This is a genomic window from Streptomyces sp. A2-16, assembly GCF_018128905.1.
In the GTDB taxonomy this organism is placed as follows: Bacteria; Actinomycetota; Actinomycetes; order Streptomycetales; family Streptomycetaceae; genus Streptomyces.
Window position 1 is genome coordinate 3,645,959 of record NZ_CP063808.1, and the last position, 15,073, is coordinate 3,661,031.

The following is a 15,073-nucleotide window of genomic DNA, read 5'->3' on the forward strand; positions in this document are numbered from 1 at the left end:
CCGTATGCCCACCGCCGACCTCGTCCTCACCGGCGGCTCCGTACGCACCCTCGACCCCGGGCGGCCGCACGCCTCGGCGGTCGCCGTACGCGAGGGGACGATCGTCGCGGTCGGTGAGCAGGACGTCGTACGCGAGTGGCGCGGGCCCGGAACCGAGGTCGTGGACCTGGCCGGGGGGTGTCTGGTGCCGGGGCTTGTGGACAGCCACAGCCACCCCGTGTGGGGCCTCGACATGACCACCGGACTCGACCTGTCCCCGGTCCGCGACCTCGACGGGCTGCGCGCGGCACTCGCCTCGGCCGAGCGGATCGACGGCTGGATCGTCGGCCACGGCCTGGACCACAACGCCTTCGGGGGCCGCCCCGTCGACCGGGCCCTGATCGAGGACGTCCTGGAAGGAGCCCCGGCCTTCCTGCGCCTGTACGACGGCCACTCCGCCCTCGTCACCGGCACCGCGCTGAAGGCGGCCGGTGTCACCGGGCCGCGCACCTTCGCCCAGCGCTCCCACCTGGTGACCGACGCCGACGGACGGCTCACCGGGCATCTGGTCGAACACGCGGCGATGGGCCTGGTCGACGCCGTCCTGCCCCGGCCGTCGTACGCCCGACGACGGGCCAGGCTGGTCGAGTTGCTCTCCGAGATGGCCGCCACCGGGCTCACCGGGGCCCACGTCATGGACGCGGGCGACCCCGAACTCGTCGGCGCGGTGGCCGAGGACACCGTCCTGCCCCTGCGGCTCAGGTTCGCGCCCTGGTGCATGCCGGGCGCGGACAAGGAGGACCTCGGAGAACTCGTCGCCCTTCAGGGCCGCGGCGGCCGGCACTGGCGGGTCGGCGGGGTGAAGTTCTTCATGGACGGCACCGTCGAGGGCGGCACCGCCTGGCTGGAGCATCCGGACTGCCACGGCCAGGGCACCGAGGCCTTCTGGCCCGACCCGGACGCCTACAGCGACGCCGTGCGGTTTCTGCACCGCGCCGGTGTACGCACGGCGACCCACGCCATCGGGGACGCGGCGGTCCGGCACGTCCTCGACACCGTCGAGTCGCTCGGGCCGGACGCGCGGCTCGCACACCGTGTCGAGCACATCGAGTCGGTGCCCTCCGAAGCGGTCGGCCGGTTCGCCCGGCTCGGCGTCATCGCCTCCATGCAGCCTCCGCACACCGGCTACACCCGGGCCGACCACGCCGACGAGTGGTCCCGGCGGCTGGGCGGGACCCGTGCCGCCCGGGCCTGGCGGCTGCGCGACCTGCGGGACGCGGGCGCGGTCGTCGCACTCGGCTCGGACTGGCCCATCGCCCACCACGACGCCCGCGCGGTCCTGGCCACCGCACAGGCTCCGCGCGGAGCGGCCGCAGCCCGCACCGGACTGACCGGTCTGCAGGCCCTGGAAGGCTGCACCACCCATGCCGCCCTCGCCGCCGGGGAGGCGGACGTGGCCGGACGGATCGCCGTCGGCTTCCGGGCCGACCTCACCGCCCTCGCCGTCGACCCCGGCACGGCCCCCGCCGACGAGGTGGCCGACGCACCGGTCCGACTCACCGTCACAGGAGGGCGGATCACGCACCGCGGTGTGTGACAGCTTCACGGAAAGCACACAGAACCCAACTGAAACTTTATGTTTCAAGCGTTACGCTCACCGTCATCCGAGTGCTCGGGGGAGCGGCTCGTCCGTCATGGCACTCCCTCCCCCCCCACGGTTCAGGAGACTCGGCGTGAGCGACGGCGACGTAGTGGTGATCGGCGGCGGCTATGCGGGCGTAAGACTCGCCAAACGGCTGGACGCGACGGCTCGGGTCACACTGGTGGACCGCAAGGAGGTCTTCTTTCACCGTATCTCCTCCCTGCGGGCGGGAGTTCGCAGAGAGTGGAGCGCGACCCCGTTCATCCCGTACGACCGGCTGCTGAACCGCGGCCGGGTCGTCGTGGGCAAGGTGGTGCGCATCGACACCGCCGAGCGACGCGTGGTGCTGGCCGACGGCACCCGGCTGCCCTACGACGTGGTGGTGATCGCGACCGGCGCCGACTACCCGGAACCGGCCCGCTTCGCGGGCACCACCGTCGAGGAGGCGATGAAGGCCTTCGCCGGGCACCAGCAGAAGATCGCCAGTGCCGAGCACGTCCTCGTCGTCGGCGGTGGGCCCTCCGGCGTCGAGCTCAGCGCCGAGATCCGGCTGGCCCGGCCGGACGCCCGGGTCACGCTCGCGCACTCCGGTTCCGCGCTGCTCGGCGCCACGGGCAGCGAACGGGCCGGACGCAAGGCGCGCGAGTGGCTGGAGGCCCATGACGTGGAGGTGCGGCTCAACGCCTTCATGGCCCCCGGCAACGACTTCGGCACCTACCGGGACGCCCGCGGCGACGTCATCACCGCCGACCTCTCCTTCTGGGCGACCGGCACCACTCCGAACACGCTCTGGCTGCGGCTGGGCGGACACGGCGACTGGCTGACCCCCTCGGGACATGTGAAGGTCGACCGCTCGCTGCGGGCCGAGGGGCACCTGGACGTCTTCGCGGTCGGCGACGTCAACGACGCCACGGAGCTGAAGATCACCCCGGCCGCGCTCGCCCAGGCCGATCTGGCCTCCTGGAACATCCGCGCCCACCTGAACAGTTCGGGCCGGCACCGCAAGGAGCCGCGCTTCTACCGGCCCATGCACCGCACCCCGCTGATCGTGCCCTTCGGCCCGACCGACGGGGTGACCATGCTGCCCGTGCCGGGCGGCGAGACGGCGGTGCTCGGCGGCCGCACCACCACCCTGGCCAAGGCGAAGACCCTCATGACGCCCTACATGAGGCGCCAACTCGGCTACACGGCCGCCTGATCGCCGAAGGCGACCTCGCCGGGCGGCGCCCACCGGCGAACGCGGGCACGCGCCGCCCGGCAAAGCGGCGACCGCGGGGCTGCCGGGACCGCGCCCAGGAGTCGGGCGGCGGGGGGTGCGTCCCGTCTGCCGGTGGTTGCCGATGGTGGGGGTGCGTCCTGTTCGCCGGTGGTTGCCGGTGGTGGGGGTGCGTCCCGTCTGCCGGTGGTTGCCGGTGGTGGGGGTGCGTCCTGTTCGCCGGTGGTTGCCGATGGCGGAGGTGCGTCCCCTCTGCCGGTGGTTGCCGACGGTGGGAGTGCGTCCCGTCCGCCGGTCGATGCCGACGGGCGGCGGTGTCGCTCAGGCGTGCAGGACGTGCTGGGTGGGCCGGACCAGGCCCGACTCGTAGGCGAAGACGACCGCCTGGACCCGGCCGCGGGCGCCGATCTTGGTGAGGATGTTGCTGACGTGGGACTTCACCGTGGTCGGGGCGATGGAGAGCCGGTCGGCGATCTCGGCGTTGGAGTCGCCGGAGGCGACCGCGGTGAGCACGTCACGCTCGCGTCCGGTGAGGGTGTCCAGCCGGCTGCCCGGGCCGGAGCCGTCGACGGTGCGCCCGCTGCGGACGGCGTCGATGAGGGCGCGGGTGAGTCCGGGGGAGACGACGACGTCACCGGCGGCCACGACCCGGACGGCCGCGACCAGTTCGTCGGCGGTGGCGTCCTCGGGGAGGTGCCCGGCGGCTCCGGCGCGCAGGGCGCCGTAGGGGTAGGTGTCGTCGCCCGTGGTGAGCAGCAGGACGTGCGGGGCAGGCGCGTCGGGCGTGTGAACGAGCCGGCGGACGGTCTCGACGGTGTCCGTGTCGGTGGTGCGGCCGTCCAGCAGCACGACGTCGGGCCGCAGCAGGGCGCTGAGCCGGACCGCCTCCGGCCCGTGTGTCGCCTCGCCGACGACGGTCAGGTCGGGCTGGGACTCGAGGAGCATTCGAAGGCCGACGCGCTGGAGTGACTGGCCGGTGGCGATGAGGACGCTGGTCATGGCGTGCGTGCTCCATTCCCGTCCAGCACGCAACCTGCTGAACGAAACGGTTTCGTTCTCGTGGCTTTCAGAGTAGCTCCGCAGCTATCGAAACGGGCGCGTATCGATCGTGGGGTGGGTCACATTCCGCTTGTGTTTGGCCCGCCCAAGAGGTGCCCGGCAGGCGGCAACTCGGCCCGGGCCGGCGGCGACCTCACGGTGAATCCCCGCCCCCACGAAGGGAGTTCACTCCATGCGCACCCGCATCGTGCGTCTCGTCACCGTCCTCGCCGCCCTGCTGGCGGTCCTCGCCGCACCCGCCGTCACGGCGACCCCGGCGCAGGCGGCGGACAACTGGAACCCGCCGGCCACCCTCGTGCAGCCGCTGAACGAGGTGTGGAACCACGTCGAGTCGACCTATCCGGACCTCTACGGCTTCCGCAACTACGGCTGGGACCAGGTCATGGCCACCAGGGGAAGCGTCAACTACTGCGTCCGCTGGGAGTCCGACGCCCCCGTCAGTGCCGCCCTGCGGGACCAGGTCCACGCGGCCCTGAAGAAGCAGTTCGGCAAGTGGACGGCGGCCATGCTCGACAACGGCACCGGCACCAACGCCTGGCCGTACACCACCGTGCCCGTCAACATCGTCGGCTGGGCCGTGAAGAACCGCTCGACCCTCCAGTGGACCGACAACTCGGTCGACATCTACGCCGGGAACCTCGACTCCGGCGGCGCCCCGCAGTGCGCGCCCGACTGCGGCCGCTTCTTCCACCAGGACGGCAACTACTCGAAGTGCCCCGGCGGAGCGGCCCGCCACTACGACCAGTCGCTCTGGCTGACCAAGGGCTTCCAGGGCGGCGCCGGCGGTGACTGGGGCCAGCGCGTCGGCCAGGAGTACTTCACCGGGGCCCTCGCCCAGGAGAACATCCACATCTACCTCCACGAGGTCGGCCACACCTTCGGTCTCGACGACTTCTACGACTGGACCCCGACCGGCCAGTGCTGCTTCCTGATGAAGGCGGGCAGCGCGACGCAGATCACCGAGTTCGACAAGTGGATGCTGCGCGACTTCTGGCGCCACCTGAAGAGCAGGTACGGCTACTGAGAACGCGGGCGGCCGGTCCGTCCGGCCGCCCGTCCGCAGCCCGACGCCGTACGAACCATTGACGCCGCAGCGTCGGGCTGCCACAGTCCTGACTACGTAGTCACGCAGTCCGTGGCGCACACGCGCGGCCACTGATGACTACGTAGTCAAAAGCTCACGGCCCTACTGCTCACGGCTCGACGGCGAGGAGGCCCACATGCCCGCCACCGGATCAGGACGTCCGCGGCGCGGCCCCGGCATGACCGAGGTCGCCCGCGCCGCCGGTGTCTCGCAGAAGACCGTGTCCCGGGTCGTCAACGGCGAACCGCACGTCAGCCCGGAGGTGCGCGACCGCGTGCTCCGGGCCGTACAGGAACTGGGGTACCGCCCGAACAACGCGGCGCGCGCCCTGCTCCTGGGCCGCTACCGGCGGATCGGCGTCGTCTCGCTCGGCAGCGCGCTCTACGGCCCCGCCACCCTGCTCCTCGCCCTGGAACGGGCCATGCACCGGGCGGGCTACTCCTTCGCCCTGGCCGGAACCCTGGAAGGACAGCCCGTCCAGGTGGCCGTGGAGACACTGCTGGAACAGGGCGTGGACGGGATCGTCCTGTCCGAGCCCATCGACGACGGCACCCCCCTGCGCGTCAGCGCGGACGTGCCGGTGGTCAGCCTCGGCGAAGGTGTCGAGGTCGGCCAGGGCGAGAGCGCGGTCGTGGGCGCCGACGGGTTCGTGGCCGCCCGGACCGCCACCGAGCACCTGCTGGCCCTGGGCCACCGCACGGTGTGGCACATCCCGGGGCCCCACGACTGGTGGGCCGCCCGCGACCGCCTGCGCGGCTGGCGCGAGGCCCTCGCCGCCGCCGGGGCCCCCGAACCTCCGCTGCCGGTCGAGGGCGACTGGAGCCCGGCATCCGGGTACGCCGCAGGACGCCGGCTGGCGGAGCACTCCGACGTCACCGCCGTGTTCGCCGCCAACGACGACATGGCGATCGGCGCGCTCCGGGCGTTCACCGAGGCGGGCCTGTCCGTCCCCGGTGACGTCAGTGTCGTCGGCTTCGACGACATCCCCGCGGCCGCCTTTCTCTCCCCGCCCCTGACCACCGTCCGCCAGGACTTCACCGCGGTCGCCGACCGGGCCGTCGACGTGCTCACCGCCATGATCGAAGGCAGCCCGGCACCGGCCGAACGCACCGACATCGCCACCGAGCTGACCGTACGGGCCTCCAGCGGGCCGGTACGCGCACCCGCACCGCCCCTTCGCTGAACCGTCGGCGCGACGGCCCGCGGCACACCCTGCCGCCGGCCCGGTCCGCCCTGCCCGCGAGTGCCGCCCGGGACGGCCGCACCCGCGCACCCCCGTAGCCGCACCACGTGAGGAGTCACGTGTGTTCCCCGCACCCCCGACCCGCCGCACCCTGCTGCGCGGCGCCCTCGGCCTCAGCACCGCCGCCGCCCTCACCGCCTGCGGAGGCGGCAGCACCACCGCCCGCACCTCCGGAGACGTGACACTCTCGCTGTGGACCCACGACCCCGGGTACGAGGACTTCTTCCGCATGGGCATCCCCGAGGCCGACCGGCTCACCGACTTCCGCTACCACCTCGACGTCACCCGCGCAGGTCCCGGCGACCTCGTCACCAAACTCCTCGCCCAGGCCGTCGCCGGACGCGGCACCCCCGACACGATCGGCTTCGAGATCGGCAGCTTCCCGCGCATGCTGCGCGGCGACATCGCCCCACGCCTCCTGCACGACCTGACCCCCGACATCGCCGCCGTCCCCGGTCTGAAGGAGGACCTGCTCCCCGCCCGCCTCGCCCCCTACAGCAAGGACGGCGGGCTCTACGCCCTCGACTCCGACACCCCGATGGTCGTCTACTACTACCGCGACGACCTGTTCTCGAAGTGGAACCTTCCCCCGGACACCGCCACCTGGGAAGAGCACGCCGAACTGGGCGCCCGCGTCCACAAGGACCACGGAGCCTCCCTCTGCGTCGTCTCCACCGTCGGCAGTGACGCGGGCCAGGTCGTCCAGTCCTTCCAGATGCTCCTCTACCAGCGCGGCGGCGCCTTCTTCGACGCCGAAGGAGAACTGGTCCTCGACTCGCCGGAGGCCGAGGAGACCCTGCGCTTCCTGTGCGAGGGACTGCGCACCGGCTTCGTCATCGACATCTCCGACTACTACGGGGCGGCCATGCAGACCGCCCTCAAGACGAACAAGGTCGTCGGGCTGCCCATGGCCATCTGGTACAAGAACTACGGCCTGGTCCCCAACGTGCCCGAGCAGAAGGGGAGATGGCGGGTGCGGGGCCTTCCCCGGTTCACCAAGGGCGGCGGGGTGACCGCCGCGCTCGGCGGCACCGGCTTCGGCGTCGTCAAGGACAAGGCGAACACCGAGGCCGCCGTCGACTTCCTCCTGAACACCTGGCTCACCCACGACGGCCAGGTCCGCCGCTTCACCGAGACCGGCTACCTGCCCACCCGCCGCTCCGTGTACGAGGACCCCGCCCTCAACGCCACGAAGGACGACTTCTGCGGCGGACAGCAACTCTTCAAGCTCTACCGGTCGTTGCTGCCCGACGTGCCCGCCTTCTACCAGAGCCCCGACCAGTCGATCCTCTTCGACGTCCTCGCCGGCAACCTCCTGCGCGCCTACCGCGGCGACGTCAGCCCACGCCGGGCACTCCAGCAGACCGCAGCCGACTACCGCGACCAGGCCGGACGTTAGGAGGCCCCGCTGTGACCACCGCCGTCGTGGGCCGTGCCCGCACCACCGACGAACGCACCGGCGACTCCGCCGGCGCCCGGCGCCCACGCCGCACCTGGGCGCCGTACCTCTTCATCTCGCCCTTCTATCTCCTCTACGTCCTGTTCATGCTGATCCCGATCGCGGTCTCGCTGTGGCTGAGCCTGACCGAGTGGGTCGGCCTCGGCGCCCCGCACTGGGTCGGTCTGCGCAACTACCGCAACCTGCTCACCGACATCAGCTTTCACCGCGCCCTCGGCAACACGGCCGTCTTCGTGCTCGTCGCCGTCTGTGCCGTCGTCCCGCTGGCCCTGCTGATCGCGCAGGCCCTCAACACCCGCGGCCTGCGCGCCCGTGACCTGTGGCGCACCGCCTACTTCGTGCCCATCGTCGTCTCCCCGATCCTCGTCACGCTCATCTTCGGGCTGCTCTTCGACCGGCAGTTCGGCCTGCTCAACTCGATCCTGCGGGCCCTGTTCGGCACCGGAGGCGTCGACTGGCTCGGCGATCCGGGCCTCGCCAGGGTGAGCATCGCGCTGGTGATGCTGTGGCGCTGGACGGGCTACCTCACGGTGTTCTTCCTGGCCGGACTCCAGAACGTGCCCAGGGAGTTGTACGAGGCCGCCGCGCTCGACGGAGCCGGGCGCCTGCGCACCTTCACCACCGTCACCCTGCCGGCACTGAAACCGGTCACGGCCTTCGTCGTCGTCACCTCCTTCATCGGCGCCGCCCAGATCTTCGAGGAGCCGTACCTGCTGACCGGTGGCGGACCGGCCGAATCCACGCTCTCCGTGACGATGTTCATCTACCGGGCCGCCTTCCAGCGCCAGCAGTTCGGCTACGCGGCGGCCGCCGCCGTCGTGCTGTTCGTCCTGGTCTTCGGCCTCAGCCGGCTCTTCAACCGGCTCCTCGGCATCGGGAGGGCGTCCGCATGATGCGCACCCGCACACCCCTGTACGGCACGCTCGTCCTGCTCCTGCTGGCCTTCCTCGCCCCGCTGCTGTGGGCGCTGAGCGGTTCGTTCAAGCCGCGCGGCGACATCTTCGCCTACCCGCCCAGGCTGCTGCCCGACCCGTTCACCCTCGACAACTACCAACGGCTGTTCTCCGGGCAGCCGTTCTGGCGCTGGTTCCTCATGAGCACGGTCGTCGCCCTGGTCGCCACCACGGTCTCCGTGTTCGTGTGCGCCCTGGCAGGCTACGGCTTCGCCAAGTACCGCTTCGCCGGGAAACGGCTGCTGTTCGGCGTGATGTTCAGCTCGCTGTCGGTCCCGTTCGCGGTGATCCTGGTCCCGCTGTTCGTGATCCTCGTCAAGACCGGCCTCGGCAGCCCGTGGTTCGCGCTGATCGTGCCGTGGGTGGCGCCCGCGTTCGGGATCTTCATGATGCAGCAGTACATCGTGCAGTCCGTGCCGGACTCCGTCATCGAGGCCGCCCGGATCGACGGGGCGAGCGAGTTCGGGATCTTCCGCACCATCGTGCTGCCCCTGCTGCGGCCCTCCCTCGGCGCCCTCGCCGTCTGGCAGTTCCTGCAGAGCTACAACAGCTTCCTGTGGCCGCTGGTGCTGGTCTCCGACAGCTCCCAGTACACCCTGCCGCTCGGCCTGCAGACCCTGTTCGTGTCCGAGCAACGGCAGTACGACCTCGTGCTCGCCGGAGCCGTCATCGCCGTCGTGCCCGCGGTCGCCCTCTTCGTGGTCCTGCGCAAGCAACTCCTCGAAGGGCTGTCCACGGGTGCCGTGAAGGGCTGACGGGTTTCCAAGACAGACGCAACCACCGTATTGGAGAAGGATGTTCCAGCTTCCACCCCGGGTCCTGTTCGGCGCCGCCTACTACCACGAGTACCAGCCGTACGAGCGGTTGAAGGACGACCTCGACCTGATGGCCGAGGCACGCTTCACGGTGATCCGGGTCGGCGAGTCCGTCTGGTCCACCTGGGAACCGGAGAACGGCCGCTTCGACCTCGACTGGCTCCAGCCCGTCCTGGACGGCGCCCACGAGCGGGGCATCTCGGTGATCCTCGGGACCCCCACCTACGCGGTGCCGCCGTGGCTGGCCCGCCAGTACCCGGAGATCGCGGGGGAGTCCCGCACGGGCGAGCGCATCGGGTGGGGCGCGCGGCAGGAGGTCGACTTCACCCACCCGGCGTTCCGCTTCCACGCCGAACGGATCATCCGGAAGATCGTCGCCCGGTACGCCGACCACCCCGCGGTGATCGGCTACCAGGTCGACAACGAACCCGGCCCCCATCTCCTGCACAACCACGGCGTGTTCCAGCGCTTCGTCGACGAACTCCGCGCCCAGTACGGCGACGTGGAGACCCTCAACCGCGCATGGGGGCTGGTCTACTGGTCCCACCGGCTCTCCACCTGGGCCGACCTGTGGACCCCCGACGGCAACGCCCAGCCCCAGTACGACCTGGCCTGGCGGCGCTTCCAGGCCCGGCTCGTCACCGAGTTCATCGCCTGGCAGGCGGACATCGTGCGCGAGTACGCCCGCCCCGGCCAGTTCGTCACCACCTGCATCTCCTACGACCGCCCCGGCGTCGAGGACGACAAGCTCACCGAACGGCTCGACGTCACCGCGGGCAACCCGTACTACACGATGCAGGACGCCCTCGAACTGCCCGACCGCGGCGGCGACGGACAGGACTGGACGACCAACGGCACCTGGGCGCTGTACCGCAGCGCCGACCGCATGTACTCCTCCCGCCAGGAGCCCTTCCTGGTCACGGAGACCAACGCCCAGGCGATCAGCTACCCGTGGAACAACCGTCCCGCCTACGACGGTCAATGGCGTCAGGCCGCCTGGGCGTTGATCTCCCGCGGTGCCTCGATGATCGAGTACTGGCACTGGCACACCCTGCACTTCGGCACCGAGACCTACTGGGGCGGCATCCTCCCGCACAACGGCCGGCCCGGCCGCGTGTACCGGGAACTGGCCGCACTGGGAGCGGAGTTGGAGAAGGCGGGCGACCTCGCGGCGGCCCTCACCCCGGACGCCGACGTCGCGTTCCTGTACGACGGCCCCAGCAAGTGGGCGCTCCAGGGGCACCCGCCGCTCGCCACGGCTGCCGGAGGCCCGGACGAGCGGTCGTACGAGACGGTCTTCGACGCCTTCTACCGGGGCGCCTTCGACGCCGGGCTCCAGGCGCGCGTCCTGCACCCCGGACAGCTTCCGGCGACGGAACTGCCCGAGGTCCTCGTCGCACCCGCCTTCTACGCGGCCGACGACGAGACCCTCGACCGCCTCAAGGCCTACGCCGAGGCGGGCGGCCACCTGATCCTGGGCCCCCGCACCGGTTACGGCGACACCGAGGCGAGGGCCCGCACCGAGGCGCAGCCCGGGCGACTGGCGGAGGCGGCCGGCGTGACGTACGACGAGTTCAGCAACCTGGGCGCCCCGCTGCCGGTGACCGGAACACAGAGCCTTCCGCTGCCGCCCGAGGCCCGCGCCCTGCACTGGGCGGACGGCCTCCGGCCGAGGGGTGCCGAGCAGTTGGCGACCTACGACCACCCGCACTTCGGCCGCTGGCCGGCGGCCACCACCCATCGGCACGGGGCCGGCCGGATCACCTATGTGGGCACGGTCCCCGACCCGGCCTTCGCCCGGGCCGTCCTCGAATGGGCCGCCCCCGGCGCCCCGCGCCCGTCCCACCCGAGCGTCACCGCGACCTCGGCCACCGCCCGCGACGGCCGCCGGGTCCGCTTCCTGCACAACTGGTCCTGGGACGCGGTCTCGGTCGCCGTACCGGCGCCCGCACGGGACGTGCTGACGGACGAGGTGTACGCGGAGACGGTGCCCCTGGGGCCCTGGGACGTGAAGGTGCTCACGGACGTGGAGGAGGAGCCTCTCCAGGCACCCCGCTAGTCACTCCCGACCAGGCTCTGCGTGCCCAGCACCGAGAGCAGCCGCAGCTTCTCGGCTGCCTCGGTGCCCGGCTCGGCCGAGTACACGAGGATGTGGAGGTCGTTCTCCTCCACCCGGAGCAGCTCGCAGTCGAGCGTGAGCAGGCCGACCTGCGGATGCTCGACCGTCTTGTGCGAGGTGCTGAGACGGCCCACCACCCCCGCGTCCCACAGTTCGGCGAACCGTGCGCTCCTGGCGCGCAACTCGGCGATCAGAGCCGCGAGTCGACGGTCGGCGGGATAGCGGGCGGCGGTCGCGCGCAGTTCGGAGACCAGGCCCACCTCGAAGGCGTGCCGTTCCTCCGGCGTGTGCCGCACCCGGGTCGGCATGCCCGTGAAGTTGCGCCACACCCCGTTGCGTTCGAAGCCGCGCAGGGCGGACGGATCACCCATCAGCGCCGCGTGCATCGGGTTGGCCAGCAGCAGCGTCATGGCCGCGTCGGACACCGCGACCGGGGTGTCGACCAGCCGGTCCAGCAGCCGCTGCACACTGGGCGTGAGGAACCCGGGCACGACATCGGGGCCCGGCGGCATCAGACCCGCGAGCCCGAAGAGGTACGTCCGCTCGTCCCCCGTCAGCCGCAGCGCCCGGGCCAGTGCCTCGACGACCTGCGCGGACGGGTTGGCCGCCCGGCCCTGTTCGAGGCGGGTGACGTAGTCCACGGAGATGCCCGCCAGCAGGGCCAGTTCCTCGCGCCGCAGCCCGGCCGCGCGCCTATGACCGCCCGAGGGGAGCCCGGCCGCGTCGGGGCGGACCCGGTCGCGCCAGCGCCGCAGCGCCCCGCCCAGTTCTGTTGCCGCCATGCTCCTCAGTGAACACCGTCGGCCGCGGATGTGCCTGGTACCGCCAGTCCCAGGAAGAAGGGACATCTCGCTGACCGGACCACGGCGCGGCAACCTGGCCGGCATGACGACCACACTCATCACCGGAGCGAACAAGGGTCTCGGCTTCGAGACCGCCCGCCAACTCGTCGCCGCAGGCCACACCGTTCATGTCGGCGCCCGTGACACCGAGCGCGGCCGCCGTGCGGCCGACTTGCTCGGCGCGCGGTTCGTCCAGCTCGATGTCACCGACGACGCCTCCGTCGAGGCCGCGGCCAGGACCCTGGAGGCCGCGGGCGGCCTCGATGTCCTGATCAACAACGCCGGCGTCGAGGCCCGTACCGAGGACAACGCCGTACCGGTCGCGGCGACCACGACCGCCGACCAGCTGCGCACCACCTTCGAGACGAACGTCTTCGGCGTCGTCCGCGTGCTGCACGCCTTCCTGCCGCAGCTCCAGCGCTCGGCCGCCCCCGTCGTGGTCAACGTCGGCAGCGGCCTGGGCTCGCTGACCCAGCTCTCCGACCCGCACCACCCCGCGCACTTCTACCCGGGCCTCGCCTATCCGACCTCCAAGACCGCGCTCAACATGCTCACCGTGCAGTACGCGAAGGCCTTCCCTGCCCTGCGGATCAACTCCGTGGATCCCGGCTTCACCAGGACCGACCTGAACGGCAACACGGGCACGCAGACCGTGGCGGAGGGCGCCGAGATCATCGTCCGCATGGCGCAGATCGCCCCCGACGGCCCGACCGGCGGCTACTTCGACGCCGAGGGCCCGGTGCCCTGGTGAACCATCAGTGCCCGCCGCGCCGCAGCCTCACGCGGTACGAACAGTGCTCGGGCAGGAGGTGACCGACGGCCGGCTCCACGAGCCGACCGCCGGCCGACCGGTAGACCCGGTCGGTGCGCAGACCCACGTCCTGGACGCTCATCGCTCGTTTCTCCTCGGGCCGGGGTTCAGACGATCGCGTCGGCACGCAGTGCTGCGATGTCCTCGCCGGTACGGCCGAGCTCCGTGAGGATCGCCTCGGTGTGCTCGCCCACCGCCGGGACCGGGTCCATGCGCGCGGGCAGTCCGGCGAGGTCGGCCGGGGGCAGCAGTGACTCCACCGAGGCCCCGCCGGGGAGGGCCACCTCGTGCCAGCGGCCGCGGGCGGCCAGGACCGGATGGTCGAGGAACGCGGCGACGTCGTTGACCCCGGCACAGGCGATGCCGAAGCCCTCCAGGTCCTTCAGGACCTCCGCCGCGTCCGAGCACGCGATCCGCTCGGCGACCACGGCGTTGACCTCCTCGCGGTGGGCGACCCGGGCCGAACCGGTGGCGAAGCGCGGATCCCCGGCCAGCTCGGGCCGTCGCAGGAAGTGGGTGCAGAGGGCGATCCACTCGCGTTCGTTCTGGATCGAGAAGAGCACCTCCTGGCCGTCGGCGGCCGTGAAGGCGCCGTACGGCGCGATCGTGGCGTGCTGGGTGCCCAGACGCGGCGGCTGACTGCCTCCGTAGCGGGTGTAATGGGCCGGCTGGCTCATCCACTCGGCCAGTGCCTCGAACAGGGACACCTCCACCGGGTAGGCCCTGCCGGTGGTGGCGCGGGTGTACAGCGCGGTGAGGATGCCGCTGTAGGCGTACATCCCGGCGGCGATGTCGGCGACCGAGATCCCGACGCGCGCGGTCTCCTCGGGGGTGCCGGTCAGGGACACCAGGCCCGTCTGACACTGCACGAGCAGGTCGTAGGACTTGCGGTCGGCCCACGGGCCGTCCGTGCCGTACCCGGAGATCGTGCAAGGGATCAGCCGCGGCCGGCGCTCGGCGAGGACGTCCACGCCGAGGCCCAGCCGGTCGGCCGCGCCCGGAGCCAGGTTCTGGACGAACACGTCGGCGCCGTCCAGGAGTTCGTTAAGGATCTCGAGGCCGCGCGGGTCCTTCAGATCCAGTGTGAGCGACTCCTTGGACCGGTTGAGCCACACGAAGTAGCTGGAGTGGCCGTGCACGGTCGTGTCGTAGCGGCGGGCGAAGTCACCCTCGCCCGGCCGCTCCACCTTGATCACGCGTGCGCCGAGGTCGGCCAGCTGGCGGGTGGCGTAGGGCGCGGCCACGGCCTGCTCCAGGCTGACCACGGTGATCCCGGACAGAGGAAGCTGCGGCACGCTCATGCGGCCCTTTCTACGGCCGGATCCGAGAAGGTGTCAACGACCGCTCCACCCCTGTGACCTGTGCTGTTCACCACCGCATGACGGTCGGCGAGGTCACGCACGCCACTTTGTACGGCCTTTCGGCGGCCGCTCAGTTCCGGCGGCCGGGATGGCACAGCACCATGACCGCGCGCGCGACGAGCTCCCCGGCCCCGCCGAGTTCCTGGCGGTAGCGGTCCGTGATCTCCCGTACGGCCTCCACGAAGCCGGGGTCGGCGGCACGGGCGCGGGCCGGGGCGGGGAGTTCCTGGGCCATCTCGCGCCGCCGCGCCAGCAGCGCGATGATCTCCTCGTCGAGACGCTCTATCCGGGTCGGTGACATGTCTTCCCCGGCGGCGGTGGCCTGGTTCGTCGTCACGCTGGATCTCCGTTCCTCTGCGCGGAATGCGGCGCGTTCCTTCACAACCGGTCCCTGAACACCTTGCCCGTGGCGATCGTCGGGAATGCCTCCGAAGACCCGGTGGTCCACGGCACCTCGCCGGGGGCGGGCCGTCCGTGTCGGAGAGGGCCG

The 15,073-nt window shown here is 71.7% G+C and carries 14 protein-coding genes; 9 read left to right on the forward strand and 5 right to left on the reverse strand.

Translation table 11 applies throughout. The features are described from left to right. The first annotated feature begins 4 nt into the window (after positions 1 to 4). The gene (locus IOD14_RS16385; protein ID WP_212670612.1) at positions 5 to 1,576 is read left to right on the forward strand and encodes an amidohydrolase; all 1,572 of its coding nucleotides are present in this window, start codon (positions 5 to 7) and stop codon (positions 1,574 to 1,576) included. A gap of 136 nt (positions 1,577 to 1,712) precedes the next feature. Continuing rightward, complete coding sequence (locus IOD14_RS16390; protein WP_212670613.1) at positions 1,713 to 2,819, forward strand: FAD-dependent oxidoreductase; 1,107 nt, start codon at positions 1,713 to 1,715, stop codon at positions 2,817 to 2,819. A 339-nt stretch (positions 2,820 to 3,158) separates the two neighbouring features. Here the strand turns inward: IOD14_RS16390 and IOD14_RS16395 are convergent, their stop codons facing one another. Next, on the reverse strand, positions 3,159 to 3,836 hold the full coding sequence (locus IOD14_RS16395) for a response regulator transcription factor (protein WP_212670614.1): 678 nt from the start codon (positions 3,834 to 3,836) through the stop codon (positions 3,159 to 3,161). Positions 3,837 to 4,068: 232 nt separating this feature from the next. On the opposite strand from IOD14_RS16395, the gene IOD14_RS16400 reads away from it, so the two are divergent. The 6 genes from IOD14_RS16400 to IOD14_RS16425 all read left to right on the forward strand — a co-directional run bounded on the left by IOD14_RS16400 (position 4,069) and on the right by IOD14_RS16425 (position 11,509). Next, positions 4,069 to 4,920 (forward strand): hypothetical protein, encoded by an 852-nt coding sequence (locus tag IOD14_RS16400; RefSeq protein WP_212670615.1) that lies wholly within the window; start codon positions 4,069 to 4,071, stop codon positions 4,918 to 4,920. Between the two features lie 196 nt (positions 4,921 to 5,116). Beyond that, entirely contained in the window at positions 5,117 to 6,163 is a 1,047-nt protein-coding gene (locus IOD14_RS16405) for a LacI family DNA-binding transcriptional regulator (protein ID WP_249125930.1), read from the forward strand. A 121-nt stretch (positions 6,164 to 6,284) separates the two neighbouring features. Then, a complete protein-coding gene (locus IOD14_RS16410) occupies positions 6,285 to 7,622 on the forward strand; it encodes an ABC transporter substrate-binding protein (RefSeq protein ID WP_249125931.1) in 1,338 nt (445 codons plus the stop codon). A gap of 11 nt (positions 7,623 to 7,633) precedes the next feature. Further along, a complete protein-coding gene (locus tag IOD14_RS16415; RefSeq protein ID WP_212670616.1) occupies positions 7,634 to 8,575 on the forward strand; it encodes a sugar ABC transporter permease in 942 nt (313 codons plus the stop codon). After that, on the forward strand, positions 8,572 to 9,390 hold the full coding sequence (locus tag IOD14_RS16420) for a carbohydrate ABC transporter permease (protein WP_212670617.1): 819 nt from the start codon (positions 8,572 to 8,574) through the stop codon (positions 9,388 to 9,390). The genes IOD14_RS16415 and IOD14_RS16420 overlap by 4 nt, the downstream gene beginning before the upstream one ends. A 40-nt stretch (positions 9,391 to 9,430) precedes the next feature. After that, entirely contained in the window at positions 9,431 to 11,509 is a 2,079-nt protein-coding gene (locus IOD14_RS16425; protein ID WP_123993725.1) for a beta-galactosidase, read from the forward strand. Here IOD14_RS16425 and IOD14_RS16430 read toward each other — a convergent pair. Beyond that, positions 11,506 to 12,351 carry a helix-turn-helix transcriptional regulator gene (locus tag IOD14_RS16430; protein WP_123993724.1) on the reverse strand — a complete coding sequence of 282 codons (846 nt, stop codon included), beginning with the start codon at positions 12,349 to 12,351 and terminating at the stop codon, positions 11,506 to 11,508. The two genes, IOD14_RS16425 and IOD14_RS16430, sit on opposite strands and share 4 nt — an antisense overlap. Before the next feature lie 103 nt (positions 12,352 to 12,454). Between IOD14_RS16430 and IOD14_RS16435 the strand changes: the two genes are divergently transcribed. Then, positions 12,455 to 13,162, forward strand: coding sequence for an SDR family NAD(P)-dependent oxidoreductase (locus IOD14_RS16435; protein WP_212670618.1), 708 nt, complete (start codon positions 12,455 to 12,457; stop codon positions 13,160 to 13,162). Between the two features lie 4 nt (positions 13,163 to 13,166). Here IOD14_RS16435 and IOD14_RS16440 read toward each other — a convergent pair whose 3' ends face one another. The 3 genes from IOD14_RS16440 to IOD14_RS16450 form a co-directional block, all read right to left on the reverse strand. Beyond that, positions 13,167 to 13,304 (reverse strand): hypothetical protein, encoded by a 138-nt coding sequence (locus IOD14_RS16440; RefSeq protein WP_160160207.1) that lies wholly within the window; start codon positions 13,302 to 13,304, stop codon positions 13,167 to 13,169. Between the two features lie 25 nt (positions 13,305 to 13,329). Then, positions 13,330 to 14,523: a CaiB/BaiF CoA-transferase family protein gene (locus IOD14_RS16445; protein ID WP_212670619.1), complete on the reverse strand. Its 1,194-nt coding sequence runs from the start codon at positions 14,521 to 14,523 to the stop codon at positions 13,330 to 13,332. Positions 14,524 to 14,653: 130 nt separating this feature from the next. Beyond that, a complete protein-coding gene (locus IOD14_RS16450; protein WP_123993721.1) occupies positions 14,654 to 14,920 on the reverse strand; it encodes a hypothetical protein in 267 nt (88 codons plus the stop codon). Between the last annotated feature and the right edge of the window lie 153 nt (positions 14,921 to 15,073).